Source organism: Proteus genomosp. 4 str. ATCC 51469, assembly GCF_003144375.1.
Lineage (GTDB): Bacteria > Pseudomonadota > Gammaproteobacteria > Enterobacterales > Enterobacteriaceae > Proteus.
Genome location: NZ_PENV01000005.1, coordinates 137,363 through 153,158, shown reverse-complemented (window position 1 = coordinate 153,158; position 15,796 = coordinate 137,363). Strand labels below are relative to the sequence as shown.

The following is a 15,796-nucleotide window of genomic DNA, read 5'->3' as shown; positions in this document are numbered from 1 at the left end:
ATCAAACTTATATTATTTTGTTTTTTTCAATTTATTATTTAGATCAATTTTATAAAATAATTTTAATTTTTTAAATCAATTTTAATTGAAAATAAAGGAATGTGAAGTCAACTGCATTATTTACATATAATAAGCTTCAGTCGAAATCAGATTGATTTTGATCAATAAGGAACATACCGACTGGTCGGTATTATCCTATGCATGAATACGACTGCACATCACCGAAAAAAAGACCCTATCCGAGTTCAAGAGCAATTATTGGAAGCGGCAAGTGTTATTGTGGCTAATGAGGGAATAGCCTCTCTTTCTTTAAATGCCGTAGCAAAAGAAGCGGGTGTAAGTAAAGGTGGGTTACTTCATCATTTCCCTGGGAAATTAGAATTAGTGCAGGCAGTGTTTAAGCGGTTATTAGGAATTATGGATAGCAGAATTGCAGTTATTATGGAAAATGATCCTATTGAAGCAGGGCGTTTTTCTCGCGCATATTTAACTTATATTTCTGATTTAAAACAGTCAGACGAAAGCCGTCAATTAGCCATACTGTCTTTAGCTATGCCAAACGAGCCTATTATGCGTAAATGCTGGCGAGATTGGATGCTAGACCATTTAGCCAAAGGCGATAAATTAGATAATAGTTATTTAGGTACTTTAATTCGTTATGCCGCAGATGGTCTTTGGTTATCTGAATTAACAGAAGGCCCTACTATCTCACAAGAGGAGCGTAGCGCATTAGTCGAAAGATTATCTGAAATGACATTTGACTATATGGCAAACACAGCAAATCAGTAATTTTAATCAGGATGAATGAGGGCACAATGAAATACAAAATAAATGCCTTAATTTATTACGACGCAACGGATGGCGCGATATCATTAGAAAAAGACAGTGTTGATACACATCTTTCTATTACCGCAAATGCGTTACTTTTTTATTTTATTCAGCACCCTGGAGTAGTTAATCGCGATGAAGTATTAAAACGTGTTTGGGATGATAATGGGTTAGTTTCATCAAACAGTAATTTAAACCAATATTTGAGTTTATTACGAAAGACATTTCGTCATTATGGTATTGAAAATATCATTGTTACCATTGCGAAAGGACGATTAGAGTTTAATCCAGATATTTCTGTTGAGTTAATTGATGACTCGACGCTATTGCCTTTAACTCAAATAAATGAAAAAGCGCTTTCTTTAGCTGAAGATGAAAATAAAACAGCAGAGGAAACAACGCCTTTATCTTCAGTAGCCGATCAAACACCATTAAATATAACACAAACAGAAGTAACACAAAAAAAACAAAAAACAGAAATTTGTTGGTATTTAGCTAGCATTGGTTTTTTATTCGGTGCGGTATTTCTTGCTGTGATCATCTTTTTTAACCAACATCAATCAAAGCCTATTTCACTAACACCATTAACACACAATGATTGTGAATTACTTTCTAATGAAGCGATGATTAATACTGCGGTAAGTGATAATTATGTTCGCAATTTTGATGCGGTAAGAAAGAAGCTTAATTTACAGTGTGTAAAAGGTGAGCGATTTGTTTTCTTTTATGGTGATAAATTACAAACAAATGGATTAGGGCGGGTATTTTTAGCACATTGTGCAAAGAACGAAGATAACCCATTTAGTTATTGCGATAATTACTTTTACTATTCTTGGAAATACTAATGAAAATCTCAGGGAAACTTTTATGTTTTTTATCGGCCCTGATTTTTATCTTGGTCGCCACTTATGCAGCAACAAGATTATTAACGATTAAAAATGAAGGTATCATGGTTTGCTCAACCAAAGGCATTATGCGTTTTGAAAATATGGAAGATGAAAATGTAAATGGTAATATTCATTTTTCATTTGGTGCCAATGGTAAAGGATCGATTGTTGTTGAAGGCTATACCACCTCAAAACCAGGATGGTTGTATTTACAACGTTATGTGAAATTTGATTATACGACCAAGCGTGTTTCACCGACAGAACGTCACTATTTTGTTAGCCAATGGGATGCTAGTGCATCATCAATTGATGAATCCCCAGATGTTATTTTTGATTATTTTATGCGCGAAATGTCAGATAGTCATGATGGGCTATTTATTAATGCACAAAAGCTTAATGAGAAAACCTTACTATTAAGTTCGCTTAATTCACCCCTCTATATTTGTACCTTAAAACCAGGTAGTAAATTTGATTAACTGATCCTAATTATCTGATCTTGTTTTTATTATAAGGTGGTACATCTGTTTCCACCTTTTCTGTATTCTAAGAGCTAATTTATTACGCTCCATTCTTTTTCGTATATTCACTGTTATTGTGTGATTACTTTCCCTCTTTTACCTTCCTTTGTTGTACAGACTGAAAACTTCCCTTAAACAAGCATAAATGCTCAGTCGTAGGTTTGTACTTTTCTAGTAAACGGTACTTTTCTGATTTTATTATTCGTGTAGGCCTTGTGTATAGGTATTAGATAAAACGTGATCCTTTCCACTTTTTTATAACTGTTGTAAGGGTTTAGATTAAATAAATACATTATCAATAAAAAAATAGCACGATTTGTATATAGACTTGATTTAGCCTTTTTCAATTATTGATCTTACGTTGAATTATCAGTGATATTCCGCACATCTTTCCCATCGATATGTACTGGCTTTTTGCACCTTTTAAACATCCTCCTAACAAAGTTTATTTGTCTGCTTTTTAATCTATTTTTTGTGGAAATTAATAAATTTATAACGATAAAAAAAGTAAATAAACAGCATGATTAAATAAATAGAGAGATAAAAAACACTAAATATCAGAGTTAAATTCTATATATATCACCACTGTGGATTTATATTTTGTTTTGTTTTTTGCGCGTTATAGTGATTTTGAAACCAAAGTCTGCGTTTAAAAAATCACCACGCAGACACAATGGGCAAACGTAAACCGTTAAACGGCTTCTCGGAGGAAATGAAAATGGGTGATGCATTAGGTCTGATTGAAACCAAAGGTCTGGTGGCATGTATTGAAGCCGCTGACGCTATGTGTAAAGCCGCGAACGTTGAACTTATTGGCTATGAAAATGTGGGTTCAGGTCTCGTGACTGCGATGGTGAAAGGCGACGTAGGCGCAGTGAAAGCTGCTGTGGATTCAGGTGTGGAGTCAGCACAACGCGTGGGTGAAGTTGTTACATCGCTCGTGATTGCTCGTCCTCACAATGACATCAACAAGATTGTTATCAAACACAAGGCATAGTTTTTGCCTTAGGAGAACGTATGGGTGATGCATTAGGACTTATTGAAACTCAAGGGCTGGTGGCTTGTATTGAAGCTGCAGACGCGATGTGTAAAGCAGCAAATGTTGAGTTAATCGGCTACGAAAATGTGGGTTCAGGCTTAGTGACTGCAATGGTGAAAGGTGATGTAGGTGCCGTTAAAGCCGCTGTGGAATCTGGCTTAGAAGCTGCTCAACGTGTTGGTACTGTTGTGACTTCATTAGTCATCGCTCGTCCACATAACGATATTCAAAAAATCGTTGCCCAGTACAAAGTGACTGAATAACGAAGGAAATAAATATGAAAGAAGCACTAGGTCTAGTTGAAACCAAAGGTCTTGTCGCTTGCATTGAAGCTGCTGATGCAATGTGCAAAGCAGCCAATGTTGAACTGATTGGTTATGAAAACGTCGGTTCAGGTTTAGTGACAGCAATGGTGAAAGGCGATGTCGGTGCAGTAAATGCAGCGGTTGAGTCAGGTGTTGAAGCGGCAAAACGTATCGGCACCGTGGTGACTTCTCGTGTTATTGCAAGACCGCATAACGATATCGAGAAAATCGCACAACAGCATAAAGCCTAATTATTCAGGCGTGCTGTAAAGCAAAGAAATAAGTTATTCAGCTAAATTTTTTAACTCCTGTATGGGGGAAGACATGGTTGCATTAGATAAAGATTTGCAATCCAGACAACTGGCTCGTGAGCTAGTTCGTAACGCGAAAAATGCACAACTTGTTTATGCTAAATTTTCGCAGGAAAAAATCGACAGCATTGTAAAACACATTGCGTTTGAAGCAGCTCGTCACGCAGAAGAGCTGGCAAAAATGGCAAACGAAGAGACAGGCTTTGGTAAGTGGGAAGACAAAGTTCTGAAAAATACCTTCGCGTCATTGCGTGTGTATGAACATATGAAAGACATGAAGACCGTTGGCATTATCAATGACGATAAAGTGAAAAAAGTCATGGATGTTGGCGTGCCTTTAGGTGTTATCACGGCGTTAGTGCCTTCAACTAACCCAACATCAACCATTATCTATAAAACCCTAATTGCACTGAAAGCGGGTAATGCGATTATTTTCTCTCCGCATCCAAATGCAAAACAGTGCAGTTTCCGTGCGTTAGAAATTGTTAAAAAAGCCGCTTTAGAAGCTGGAGCACCAGCAGGTATTGTTGATGGTGTGACATTACTGACGCTGGAAGCGACAAAAGAATTAATGCACAGCAAAGATGTGTCATTAATTTTAGCTACTGGTGGCGAAGGTATGGTGCGTGCTGCTTATGCATCAGGTACGCCAACCATCAGTGGTGGCCCAGGTAATGGCCCTGCCTTTATTGAACGCAGTGCAGATATCAAAAAAGCAGTGAGCGATATCATCACCAGTAAAACATTCGACAATGGAGTTATCTGTGCATCAGAGCAATCCATTATCGTTGAACGTTGCATTTATAACGAAGTTCACCGTGAGCTATTAGCACAAGGTGCTTACTTTATGAATGACGAAGAAGCAACCAAAGTGGCTTCAATGTTACTGCGTGCTAACGGCACAATTAATCCTGCTGTCGTGGGTAAAGATGCGATTTATTTAAGCCAGCGTGCAGGTTTTAGTGTGCCAGCAAATACGCGTGTATTAATCGCATTACAAGATACCGTTTCACCTAAAAATCCGTATTCACGCGAAAAATTATGCCCAATCTTAGGAATGTATATCGAAGAAGATTGGAAATCAGCGTGCGATCGCGTGGTGCAATTACTGACTAATGAAGGTTTAGGTCATACCTTAGTTATTCATACTAAAAATGAAGATGTTATTCGTCAGTTTTCTCTAGAAAAACCGGTTAACCGTATTCTGATTAATACCCCAGCGGCATTAGGTGGCATCGGTGCAACTACTAATATTACTCCAGCGTTAACCTTAGGCTGTGGGGCTGTAGGTGGCGGTTCTAGCTCTGACAATGTCGGCCCAATGAATTTACTGAATATTCGTAAAGTGGGTTATGGCGTGCGTACCGTCGAAGAGTTAAAACAACCTTGTCCTTTAGCACAAGAAGCTGCTCAACCTGCTGTTTCTGCTTGCTCTGTTTCCAGTGCAAATCACCAGACCAGCATTCTTGATGATGATCGTTTTCGTTCACCTTCTTTAACGCCTGTTCATGCTGAGTGTGCAACTGCACAACGTCAAACTGAAGGTGATGATCGCTTTGGTGCGTCTCCTTATGCAACAACGGTAAGTGCTTGCGCGCAACAAGTGATTGAACAAGGTGATATTACTGAAGAAAACGTGGAACGCATTATCAAGGAAGTTCTCGGACGTCTGAGTAAGTAACTCATTGATATAAGGCGATATAAACCATGATCCTCGCAAAGGTAATCGGACACGTAGTAGCGACACAAAAAAGCCCAGAACTTAAAGGCAGCAATTTATTAATGATTGCCACTTTAGATGATGAGCTTAAGCCACTGAAAAACAAAACTTATGTGGCAGTGGATAGTGTAGGTGCAGGTATCAACGATGTTGTGTTGGCTGAAGAATACTTTGCACTGAACAAAGAACGTTACAAAGCGATGTCAGTGGTTGCCATTGTTGAGAAGGTTTATCGGGACAGTAAGGAGTAATAACGACATGAGTGAGTTTCTGATAAAACCCAAAATTCAGTTTGGCACCAATGCACTGAATTTTCTCTCTGGGTTAACTGCCCGCCGCGCATTTGTGGTGACAGATAAAGCAATGGTGAAGTTTGGCTTTGCAAATAAAGTTACCGATAAATTATTGCAACGGGGTATCGAGTTCCAAGTTTACGATGATGTTGCGTCAGATCCTGATATTTCAGCCATTGTGAGTGGTATGAAAATCATGGATGCCCATTATCCAGATTTGGTTATCGCACTCGGTGGTGGGTCGGTGATTGATGTCGCGAAAGCCGTTATGTACTCCCTCTGGCATACCCGTAAAGAGAGCAACAGAACAAAACCACAATTTATTGCGATCCCAACCACCAGTGGTACAGGTTCGGAAGTGACCTCATTTTCAGTGATTAAGTCACGCAGTGAAAAATTGGTCTTGGTTGATGAGTTTATGTTGCCTGATGTCGCCATTCTCGATCCTGAGTTGGTGAAGTCTGTACCGCCAGCAATTACTGCTGATACGGGAATGGATGTGCTTTGCCATGCACTAGAAGCATATGTTTCTAAAGCTGCTTCTGATTTTTCTGATGCAATGGCAGAAAAAGCCGTCAAGTTAGTGTTTAGCCATCTTATTGATTGCCATCATCAAGGCGACAACTTACTTGCCCGTGAAAAAATGCATAACGCATCTTGCATTGCAGGAATGGCATTTACTAACGCCTCGCTGGGTATTACACACAGTCTTGCTCACGCATTAGGCGGTGTATTCCATGTTCCTCACGGTCGAGCAAATGCGTTATTGATGACGCATGTTATTGCTTTTAATGCGAATTTTCATGGTGATTGTAATAGCGAAGCAGCCAAACGTTACGCCTATCTTGCTCAAAGCCTAGGACTTCCGGCTAATACGGTAAGAGAAGGGGTCACCAGTTTAATCATCGCTATTAATGTATTGAAAGATGAAATGGGTATGCCGAAGAGTATTCGCGATACCGGTGTCAGTGAAGCGGACTTTTATGCCCGTTTAACGGAAATGGTCGGACAGGCTTTACGAGATAGCTGTACGCCGACAAATCCGCGTGACGTAAACACACACCAATTAGAAACATTGTATCGTCAGGCATTTGCCGGTGTATCACACAGTTAATGCTCAACCGAATTAATACCGATTAGGTCAAGTAAAGAACATCAGGAGAGCCTCACATGGCCAAATATTCTTTGACGCCACGCGTAAAAATGCTGGCAGAACGTTTAGTTTCACGTAATAGCTCCATTAGCACAGAGCGTGCAACCATTTTTGATTCATTAGACAACAGCATTGCAGGTGTGCCTCAAGCGATTAAACCTGCACAACGTTTTTATGAATTTATTCGTCATTTTCCAAGCTACATTGCACAAGATGAATTGATTATCGGCAGTCAATCATCAACACCACGTGGTGCGATTTTCCACACTGAAGAAGAAGTGCGTAGCGACTCTATCTACCGTTTCTTAAGTATTAACAATAGCGTTGCATCACCTGATTACATGCTGGTGGTAAACCAAGGTTTCTTAGCAATTAAAGCTCAGCTTGAAGACAGAATTAGAAGCATTGGCAGTGCCGTAAATCGTAGCAGTATGGATGAAGCTAATTACTGTAAATCAGCTATTTATGCATGTGATGCAGCACTATATTTTGCACAAATTCTATCTGCAAAAGCAGAGAATTTAGCTGCAATGGAAGGTAACCCATACCGTAAAGCAGAATTATTAGATAGCGCTGCGGTATTACGTAAAGTACCAGCAAAACCAGCAGAAACCTTTAAAGAAGCAGTTCAAGTTTTCTATTTACTGCAATTAGTCTTACATCTGGAAAATGGCAGTTATGCCATCAATCCAATGGGATTTGATAAAGCACTTTATCCATTCTATCAACGTGATCTCGACCAAGGTCGTTTAACACAAGCACAGGCTTATGAAATCGTTGAAAGTGTTTGGCTGAAATTAGCAGAACTTTCTGAAGTACGTGCGACCAAAGAAATTGATGGCTATCCAATGTTTGATGCCATGACTCAGGGTGTTGATATTAACGATCCACGAGTAAGCATCAACGAATTATCAGAAATGTTGCTATCAGCGCGCGCGAATTTGTCAACATTACACAGTTCACTGCAAGTGCGTTTATACAACGGCCGTATGAATTCACAGCCACAATATGCTGCACCCTCAGCAAGTGTTGTTGCACCAACGGCAGACGCGAGCGAATTCAAAGTGATGGAAGGTTTAACACCTCGCTTACAACGTTTACGTAACCGCTATTTAGAAGCACGTCCAAGCGTTTCTATCTACAGAGCATTAGCATTTACTGAGATTGCTCGTAATAATCCAGGTTTACCACCGATTTTACTACGTGCAAAAGCATTCCGTCGTGCTTGTGAAACCGCACCTATTTTAATTCAAGATGAAGAGCTAATTGTTGGGCACCCTTGTGGAAAACCGCGTGCTGGCGCTTTCTCTCCTGATATTGCATGGCGTTGGGTTCGTGATGAACTCGATACTATGAGCACGCGTCCACAAGATCCATTCCAAATTTCAGAAGAAGACAAAAAAGTTATTCGTGAAGAGATTGTTCCATTCTGGGAAGGGCGCTCTCTGGATGAGATCTGTGAAGCTCAATATCGCGAAGCAGGTGTGTGGGAATTTAGTGGTGAAACCTTTGTGAGTGATCTTTCTTATCACCAAATCAATGGTGGTGGCGATACTTGCCCAGGTTATGACGTTCTGTTATTCACCAAAGGTATGAACGGTATTAAAGCCGATGCGCAAGCTAAATTAGCTGAATTAAGCATGGAAAATCCAGCTGATATTGACCGTATCTACTTCTATAAAGCCTCTATTGAAAGCTGTGAAGGTGTGATTGCTTATGCTCATCGCATTGCAGAACATGCACGTGAATTAGCATCAAAAGAGAGCAATCCTCAACGTCGTGAAGAGCTACTGACGATTGCTCAAGTCAACGAAAATGTACCCGCAAATCCACCAAAAACACTGCAAGAAGCCTTGCAAAGTATTTGGACAGTCGAGTCATTGTTTGAAGTTGAAGAAAACCAAACGGGTCTTTCTTTAGGTCGCTTAGACCAATACTGCTTCCCAATGTACGAAAACGACATCAAATCAGGGCGTTTAACTCGTGAGCAAGCACTGGAAATGATGCAAGCCTTTATCATCAAATGTGCTGAATTAATGTGGATGTCGAGTGAGTTAGGTGCGAAATATTTTGCTGGTTATCAACCATTTATCAACTTAACCATCGGTGGACAAAAACGTACAGGTGGCGATGCGTGTAATGATTTAACGTACCTAATTATGGATGCTGTACGTTTTGTAAAAGTGTATCAACCATCATTAGCATGTCGTATTCATAACCAATCACCACAGCAATACATGGAAAAAATTGTTGATGTGGTTAAAGCCGGTATGGGCTTCCCTGCATGTCACTTCGATGATTCTCATATCAAGATGATGTTGCGTAAAGGCTTTGATTTTGAAGATGCTCGTGACTACTGCTTGATGGGGTGTGTTGAACCACAAAAATCAGGCCGTATTTATCAATGGACATCAACAGGTTATACCCAATGGCCTATCGCGATTGAGTTTGTATTAAACCGTGGTCGTATGGTGCTGTTTGATAGCTATCAAGGTCTAGATACAGGTGACTTACGTGACCTGCGTACTTATGAAGATTTCGATCGCGCTGTAAAAGAGCAAGTAGCGCATATCGTTCGTTTATCGGCAATTGGTACTGTGATCAGCCAACGTGTTCACCGTGATATTGCACCAAAACCATTAATGTCTTTACTGGTTGAAGGCTGTATGGAACAAGGTAAAGATGTGACCGCAGGTGGTGCAATGGTGAACCATGGTCCAGGTCTGATCTTCTCTGGTTTAGCGACTTATGTGGACTCAATGGCCGCTATTCGTAAATTAGTTTATGAAGATAAAAAATACACGTTAGAACAAATTCGTGACGGTCTATTGGCGAATTTTGAAGGCCAAGAAGAGTTATTACGTGATTGCTTGAACGCACCGAAATTTGGTAACGATGATGATGTTGTTGACCAATATGCGTTGGATATAACGGAATGGACTGAGCGTGAATGTCGTAAATATAAGATGCTCTACTCCACATTCAGTCATGGCACGTTGTCTATCTCTAACAATACGCCAATTGGTGAATTAACCGCAGCTACACCAAATGGTCGTTTGGCATGGAAACCATTATCAGATGGTATCAGCCCAACCCAAGGTGCTGATAAACATGGCCCAACAGCGATTATTAAATCAATCAGTAAAATGAATGTTGAAACCATGAATATCGGTATGGTTCATAACTTCAAATTCCTGAAAGGATTGTTAGATACCAATGAAGGTCGCCAAGGCTTAATTACCTTATTAAGAACGGCTTCCATTTTAGGTAATGGCCAGATGCAATTTAGCTATGTCGATAATGAAGTACTGAAAAAAGCGCAATTAGAGCCTGAAAAATACCGTGACTTAATTGTCCGTGTTGCTGGCTACAGTGCTTACTTCGTTGAATTATGTAAAGAAGTTCAGGATGAAATTATCAGTCGTACTGTGATTGAGAAGTTCTAATTACAGCCATAGGGATGGCGCAGGCTATCCCTTTTAATCGACAAGACAAGATTTAAATTTATCGAACAGGGATGTTTGATGCAGATTTGGAGGCGTAAAGATGGAGACGGCAGCAGAAATAAGAGGGCGGATATTTAATATCCAAAAATACTCTATTTATGATGGTGATGGTATTCGTACTCTCGTTTTCTTAAAAGGCTGTAATATCCGCTGCCCTTGGTGTTCCAATCCAGAAGGTCTCAGCAGTCAATTTCAAGTGATGTACTCTCACGACAAGTGTGTGGATTGCGGTAAATGCGTCGATGTTTGTCCTGCGGGTGTGCATTACATGACAACCAATGAAAATGGTAAGCAAGTTCACCGTGTTGATCGTGGCGTTGATTGCATCGGCTGCCGTAAATGTGAAGAGGTCTGTATTTCAGATGCTCTTGATATTATGGGAAAAGATGTTTCTGTTTCTGAACTAATGAAAATCATCATGCAAGATTATGACTTTTACATCTCTTCAGGGGGGGGTGTCACAATCGGTGGCGGTGAAATGAGTCTACAAACTGATTTCGCGGTTGCGCTTTTACGAGAATGTAAAAAGATGATGATCAATACCGCAGTGGAGACGCAAGCGACCACTAACGTGGCGAATTATGAAAAATTAGCGGAAGTTGTTGATCAATTTCTGATTGATATCAAACACATTGATACTACTCAGCATAAAGCGTTGTTTGGCGTTGGTAATGAAAATGTCCGCCGTAATTTAGAACGTTTAATGGATCTCGGTGCCAATGTGGTTATTCGTATGCCATTAGTTAGAGGTTATAACGACTCTTATGATGCAATTACAGGAGCAATTAATTACGCGATGGAGCTATCAAAACGCGGCAATATTCAGCGTATTGATATTCTTCCGTATCATCAATTTGGGCGTAATAAATACGAAAAATTGGAAATGATCTACCCAATAAAAACCGATCCTAGTTATACACCAGAAGAGTTAGACAGTTTAGAAGCCTTCTTTAAGAAATTTGATTTCGATATCCGTCTTGTCCGTCACTAAGTAGGAGAGAAAGATGAACAGTTTAGGTGTGATTGAAACACGAGGATTAACCGCAGCCATTCAAGCGGCAGATGCGGCTTGTAAAGCGGCAAACGTGGAAATTATAGGATACCGAAAAGTAGGATCTGGGTTGGTATCAATTTGTTTTCAAGGCGAGATCAGTGCAGTAAGAACTGCGATTGATCATGGTGTTGATGTGGTTAGCCAAAAAGAGCTGGTGATTGGTTCATTAGTTATTGCAAGGCCAGAACCAAGTGTTATCACCAAATTACTAACCATAAAAAGTAAGAAAAAAGCACCGGTTGTTACTGAAAAAAAGCCAGAAATTGCTCTTGAAACAGTCGTTGAAACCCCGGTTAAAAACGAAGTTGAGAAGCTAGAGGCCACAAAAGCCGTTGCAGATTTACAAGCTCAAAATATTGCCGCTGAAACTAAAGCTACGACAGATAAAGTACAAAGCAGTAAGAAAGAGATCAAACCAGAAGGCCGTAAAGGTAAAAAATAATGATTAATCAACAACTCATGGGAAAAATCCTCTCTCGTTTGCCTGCACATGGTGTGGTGTCGGGAGAGACTCAAGGAATGGCAATCCCTGTTGGTATTTCTAATCGACATGTGCATCTTTCACAACAAGATGTTGAAGCATTATTTGGCAATGGTTATCAACTCACTCCGTTTAAAGATCTTAAACAACCGGGTCAGTTTGCAGCAAAAGAGTGTGTGATTGTTGTGGGATCTAAAGGCTCGATCAGTAAAGTTCGTGTTTTAGGACCAGTTCGTCCGCAAAGCCAATTAGAAATTTCAAAAGCTGACTGTTTTGCATTAGGTATAAAAGCACCAGTACGTGAATCGGGTGATTTAGTTGGTTCTGGCAATGCTATTTTAATGGGGCCAGCGGGTCATGTTGAATTAAAAGAACAAGTCATTTGCGCACAACGCCATATTCATATGAGCGAAATTGACGCCAGAATGTTAAACGTCATCAATGGACAAAAGGTACATGTAAAAACAGAAGGTGAGCGTAGCCTGATTTTTGATGAAGTCGTTGTTCGTGTTAGTGAAAAGTTTACCCTTGAGTTTCATATAGATACTGATGAAGCTAATGCTGCTGGGCTTCGTAACAACGATAGCGTATTTATTGTCAGCTAAGACAATGAGGTGACGTAATGGACAATCAGTTAATTGAAAGGATTATTGCTGAAATAGAAAAAAGAATGAAAAAGTCGGTATTGTTAGCACTTACCCCTGCACCGGGATACCAAGATGAAATCTGTCAACGTATCAACACTTTTTCTGATATTCGATTTTCTCTTTTTGTCACAACACAGGCACAAGTCAGTCATGATTTGTCGAAATGGCGTCATCTAGGGGAAATACATAATGCGAGTGAGTTCGATTGCCAGCAGTTATCGACTTACCATGCACTGTTTGTTCCTTATTTTGATAAAAAGCTGGTGGGTGAAATTATTAACGGGTTATTTATAAGTGAAGAAGGAAAGCTAATTCATTCTGCACTTGCTCAAAATATTCCTGTCATTGCATTACCTTATTTTTGCCAACCAGAAAGTGAATTAAATGAGATTTTAGGTTTAAATAAAAATAAAGAGTACAACCTGCTTATTCAGGAAAATATTAATAGATTAAAGTTATTAGGTGTTTCTTTTTATTCCATCAATGAAATAGAAACTCACTTGATTGATAATAATCATAATAAAGAAACTGAATATTACCCTGAAATCAAAAAAGAAAATAATAATCGCTATATTACTTTAAATGAAGTAATGAATAAGCCTGGAGAATACTGTTTATCACAAGATAAATTGACAGATTCTGCTATTGAATATTTAAAAAGCTTAAAAAATTAATATTAAACTATATCTGATAACTCAGGAGTCTTATTATGTCACCAAAAGCTAAATCATGGCTTTGGATGCTGGCGGTTATTATTTCAGAAACCTCAGCAACCTCTACCTTAAAAATGTTTGATAATAGTGAAGGTACAACTAAAACATTATTATTAGGCTTAATTGTTGTTCTTTATGTTATTTGTTATTACTCATTATCGCGTGCAGTGAAAAATATTCCAGTTGGTTTAGCTTATGCAACATGGTCTGGTACAGGTATATTAGTGGTTTCTTCTTTAGGTATGTTGTTTTATGGTCAACATCCTGATACTGCGGCAATGATAGGTATGGCTGTTATTGCCAGTGGTATTGTGATTATGAATCTCTTCTCCAAAATGGGATCAGAAGAAGAGGAAGAAGAAACAACTGAAACTCCTAATATTAAACAGACTGCATCGCCAGTTAATAAATAAATCTATTTTTTAATAAATCTATTTTTTAATAAAACTATTTTTTGATAAATAAGTGTTTATTGAAATAAATAAGGATAACAATTATGTTTACCGGATTCTTATGGCTGGCGCTGTCTATCGGTTCTGAAATCACAGGCACGTCTATGATCAAAAAAACAAATGGCTTTAGTAAATTAGCGCCTTCTGTTTTAGTTATTGCTGCTTACTGTATTTGTTATTTTGCCTTGACACGTGCAATGGGATATATCCCTGTGGGTGTAGCGTATTCATTGTGGTGTGGTTTTGGTATTGTGGGTGTGACGTTAGTTGCGATGGTTTTATATAAACAAAAACCAGATTTACCAGCTATATTCTCGATGGCATTGATTATCTCTGGTGGGATAATTATGAATACATTTTCTACAATGTAAGCTAACTTTATCAATTAGATAGTGATTTTACCTTTTTAACTTAAATGCCGATATGTTATTAAACTGTATCGGCATTTTTATGTTTTTTGTATTTCTTAAAATGAACATTAGCTATAAAAAGATGTTTTTTTTATATTTAAAAATTTAAGTGAATATAACATTTGGAGGTTTTTATTTAAATGTAAATAATAAAAGGGTCAAATATGTTTTCAATCGTAAATTTTTTTAGCCGTCCAAATGTTGAGAAAATAAATAGAGATTTAGAAACGAAGTATGTTAAGAAAGAGAATGTTGCTCATAATAGTATTAGTCATATTAGGAACACCAACCAAAAGTTGCATACACCTAATTTAGCACCAAGAACGATGATAGGGGGATCTCCTAAATCAAATAACACTACTAAAATTCAACAAATATATAATCAACCAAGTAGTATTGATAATCTGCCTGCTTTACCGCCTAAGGGCGTTAAAGCGAATAATCCGCCAAACTTACCGCCTAGAGAATTAAGAAATACTACACAGGGTTTGAGTACACAAGTACCTATTCAGACAAAATCATTCAGTATCTTAAAACCTACAGCTTATATTTTTGATGAGAAAGGTAATCGTAACATAGCGAATTCTTCGGATTTTTTAACGGCTGTAAACAGTAAACTAAAAAGTGATGCCCCAGATATAATGAATATTTTAAATACGTGTAAGATATTATTTAATAATTTAATTTCAAATAATTATTTATCTTCTCGATATGAAAAAATAGATAATTCTAGGTTTGGGATGAATTTATGTAATGAAAATCTATTAAAATATAATAATGAAAAACTACCTGCTAATATAATTAGTGGCACTCAAGATAATTCTTTAAGGGTTGCTTCTCAATACCCTAAAAATGATGTAAAAAATATGGCTAATTATTTAAATTCTCTAATAGAAAATAAAATTGAGACTGTTTATATTCTTGCATCAGATGATGATATTAAAAATAAAATTAAAAATGTAAAATATTTCGAGAGTAACAGTAGTTATAATGATGTAAATGTAAAAAGTCAGACCTCTAAAGAGAATATAATCGTTAAAGATGAAGACTATATATTGAACTATACAATTTATCCTAAGATAGTAAACTCCTCGCAGGGAACTCAAAAAATCAATTTTGTTCATATTCCTAATTGGAAAGATCATACTGAAGTAGATGCAACTCAATTAGAAATGACACTTTCTTCTATAAAAAAAGAAATAAAGCCGTCTGCTAATTCAAATAGTTTAGTTCACTGTCTTGGTGGTATTGGAAGAACGATAGAAATGCTTCTCGTTGAAAGAATGATGAATATGTCACCTGATGAAAAAAACAAAACAAGTTTAGAAGAAATGGTGCATGAGATAAGAGAAAAAAGAACACCATTAGCACTATATGAAATTAGACAACTTGCAGAATTAACAGCATTTGCTTTAGCAAACGGTATTTCATTATTAAAAAATAACTCCCATTAATAAATAAAATCCCCATTGTATTCAC

The 15,796-nt window shown here is 38.0% G+C and carries 17 protein-coding genes; all 17 read left to right on the top strand.

Annotated elements, in window-relative coordinates:
* Positions 1–201: 201 nt before the first annotated feature.
* The 17 genes from DK866_RS07670 (at position 202) to DK866_RS07590 (ending at position 15,771) form a co-directional block, all read left to right on the top strand.
* On the top strand, positions 202–789 hold the full coding sequence (locus tag DK866_RS07670) for a TetR/AcrR family transcriptional regulator (RefSeq protein ID WP_088494441.1): 588 nt from the start codon (positions 202–204) through the stop codon (positions 787–789).
* 26 nt (positions 790–815) lie between these two features.
* Positions 816–1,673, top strand: coding sequence for a transcriptional regulator (locus tag DK866_RS07665; RefSeq protein ID WP_109408430.1), 858 nt, complete (start codon positions 816–818; stop codon positions 1,671–1,673).
* Positions 1,673–2,191: a FidL-like protein gene (locus tag DK866_RS07660; protein WP_109408429.1), complete on the top strand. Its 519-nt coding sequence runs from the start codon at positions 1,673–1,675 to the stop codon at positions 2,189–2,191. The genes DK866_RS07665 and DK866_RS07660 overlap by 1 nt, the downstream gene beginning before the upstream one ends.
* A 760-nt stretch (positions 2,192–2,951) precedes the next feature.
* Positions 2,952–3,230 carry a BMC domain-containing protein gene (locus DK866_RS07655; RefSeq protein WP_004249182.1) on the top strand — a complete coding sequence of 93 codons (279 nt, stop codon included), beginning with the start codon at positions 2,952–2,954 and terminating at the stop codon, positions 3,228–3,230.
* Positions 3,231–3,250: 20 nt separating this feature from the next.
* On the top strand, positions 3,251–3,535 hold the full coding sequence (locus tag DK866_RS07650; RefSeq protein ID WP_006536329.1) for a BMC domain-containing protein: 285 nt from the start codon (positions 3,251–3,253) through the stop codon (positions 3,533–3,535).
* A 14-nt stretch (positions 3,536–3,549) separates the two neighbouring features.
* Positions 3,550–3,828, top strand: coding sequence for a BMC domain-containing protein (locus DK866_RS07645; protein WP_006536328.1), 279 nt, complete (start codon positions 3,550–3,552; stop codon positions 3,826–3,828).
* A 73-nt stretch (positions 3,829–3,901) separates the two neighbouring features.
* On the top strand, positions 3,902–5,569 hold the full coding sequence (locus DK866_RS07640; RefSeq protein WP_109408428.1) for an acetaldehyde dehydrogenase (acetylating): 1,668 nt from the start codon (positions 3,902–3,904) through the stop codon (positions 5,567–5,569).
* 26 nt (positions 5,570–5,595) lie between these two features.
* Positions 5,596–5,859, top strand: coding sequence for a EutN/CcmL family microcompartment protein (locus DK866_RS07635; RefSeq protein WP_036934514.1), 264 nt, complete (start codon positions 5,596–5,598; stop codon positions 5,857–5,859).
* A gap of 7 nt (positions 5,860–5,866) precedes the next feature.
* Entirely contained in the window at positions 5,867–7,015 is a 1,149-nt protein-coding gene (locus DK866_RS07630; protein WP_109408427.1) for a 1-propanol dehydrogenase PduQ, read from the top strand.
* Between the two features lie 56 nt (positions 7,016–7,071).
* Positions 7,072–10,500 carry a choline trimethylamine-lyase gene (gene cutC, locus DK866_RS07625; RefSeq protein WP_109408426.1) on the top strand — a complete coding sequence of 1,143 codons (3,429 nt, stop codon included), beginning with the start codon at positions 7,072–7,074 and terminating at the stop codon, positions 10,498–10,500.
* 100 nt (positions 10,501–10,600) lie between these two features.
* On the top strand, positions 10,601–11,551 hold the full coding sequence (cutD, locus tag DK866_RS07620) for a choline TMA-lyase-activating enzyme (protein WP_109408425.1): 951 nt from the start codon (positions 10,601–10,603) through the stop codon (positions 11,549–11,551).
* 13 nt (positions 11,552–11,564) lie between these two features.
* Positions 11,565–12,056 (top strand): BMC domain-containing protein, encoded by a 492-nt coding sequence (locus DK866_RS07615; RefSeq protein ID WP_109408424.1) that lies wholly within the window; start codon positions 11,565–11,567, stop codon positions 12,054–12,056.
* A complete protein-coding gene (locus tag DK866_RS07610) occupies positions 12,056–12,700 on the top strand; it encodes a phosphate propanoyltransferase (RefSeq protein ID WP_109408423.1) in 645 nt (214 codons plus the stop codon). The genes DK866_RS07615 and DK866_RS07610 overlap by 1 nt, the downstream gene beginning before the upstream one ends.
* Positions 12,701–12,717: 17 nt before the next feature.
* Entirely contained in the window at positions 12,718–13,416 is a 699-nt protein-coding gene (locus tag DK866_RS07605) for a hypothetical protein (protein WP_109408422.1), read from the top strand.
* 35 nt (positions 13,417–13,451) lie between these two features.
* Positions 13,452–13,868 (top strand): DMT family transporter, encoded by a 417-nt coding sequence (locus DK866_RS07600; protein ID WP_109408421.1) that lies wholly within the window; start codon positions 13,452–13,454, stop codon positions 13,866–13,868.
* A gap of 83 nt (positions 13,869–13,951) precedes the next feature.
* The gene (locus DK866_RS07595; protein WP_109408420.1) at positions 13,952–14,278 is read left to right on the top strand and encodes a DMT family transporter; all 327 of its coding nucleotides are present in this window, start codon (positions 13,952–13,954) and stop codon (positions 14,276–14,278) included.
* Between the two features lie 203 nt (positions 14,279–14,481).
* A complete protein-coding gene (locus DK866_RS07590; protein ID WP_109408419.1) occupies positions 14,482–15,771 on the top strand; it encodes a protein-tyrosine phosphatase family protein in 1,290 nt (429 codons plus the stop codon).
* The last annotated feature ends 25 nt before the right edge of the window (positions 15,772–15,796 follow it).

Excerpts from the sequence above, each read along its gene's own strand:
- DK866_RS07655 (WP_004249182.1), top strand. The coding sequence starts at position 2,952 with ATGGGTGATGCATTAGGTCTGATTGAAACCAAAGGTCTGGTGGCATGT.
- DK866_RS07640 (WP_109408428.1), top strand. The coding sequence starts at position 3,902 with ATGGTTGCATTAGATAAAGATTTGCAATCCAGACAACTGGCTCGTGAG.
- DK866_RS07615 (WP_109408424.1), top strand. The coding sequence starts at position 11,565 with ATGAACAGTTTAGGTGTGATTGAAACACGAGGATTAACCGCAGCCATT.
- DK866_RS07630 (WP_109408427.1), top strand. The coding sequence starts at position 5,867 with ATGAGTGAGTTTCTGATAAAACCCAAAATTCAGTTTGGCACCAATGCA.
- DK866_RS07635 (WP_036934514.1), top strand. The coding sequence starts at position 5,596 with ATGATCCTCGCAAAGGTAATCGGACACGTAGTAGCGACACAAAAAAGC.
- DK866_RS07595 (WP_109408420.1), top strand. The coding sequence starts at position 13,952 with ATGTTTACCGGATTCTTATGGCTGGCGCTGTCTATCGGTTCTGAAATC.
- DK866_RS07660 (WP_109408429.1), top strand. The coding sequence starts at position 1,673 with ATGAAAATCTCAGGGAAACTTTTATGTTTTTTATCGGCCCTGATTTTT.
- DK866_RS07600 (WP_109408421.1), top strand. The coding sequence starts at position 13,452 with ATGTCACCAAAAGCTAAATCATGGCTTTGGATGCTGGCGGTTATTATT.
- cutC (WP_109408426.1), top strand. The coding sequence starts at position 7,072 with ATGGCCAAATATTCTTTGACGCCACGCGTAAAAATGCTGGCAGAACGT.
- DK866_RS07645 (WP_006536328.1), top strand. The coding sequence starts at position 3,550 with ATGAAAGAAGCACTAGGTCTAGTTGAAACCAAAGGTCTTGTCGCTTGC.
- cutD (WP_109408425.1), top strand. The coding sequence starts at position 10,601 with ATGGAGACGGCAGCAGAAATAAGAGGGCGGATATTTAATATCCAAAAA.
- DK866_RS07665 (WP_109408430.1), top strand. The coding sequence starts at position 816 with ATGAAATACAAAATAAATGCCTTAATTTATTACGACGCAACGGATGGC.
- DK866_RS07590 (WP_109408419.1), top strand. The coding sequence starts at position 14,482 with ATGTTTTCAATCGTAAATTTTTTTAGCCGTCCAAATGTTGAGAAAATA.
- DK866_RS07650 (WP_006536329.1), top strand. The coding sequence starts at position 3,251 with ATGGGTGATGCATTAGGACTTATTGAAACTCAAGGGCTGGTGGCTTGT.
- DK866_RS07605 (WP_109408422.1), top strand. The coding sequence starts at position 12,718 with ATGGACAATCAGTTAATTGAAAGGATTATTGCTGAAATAGAAAAAAGA.
- DK866_RS07610 (WP_109408423.1), top strand. The coding sequence starts at position 12,056 with ATGATTAATCAACAACTCATGGGAAAAATCCTCTCTCGTTTGCCTGCA.
- DK866_RS07670 (WP_088494441.1), top strand. The coding sequence starts at position 202 with ATGAATACGACTGCACATCACCGAAAAAAAGACCCTATCCGAGTTCAA.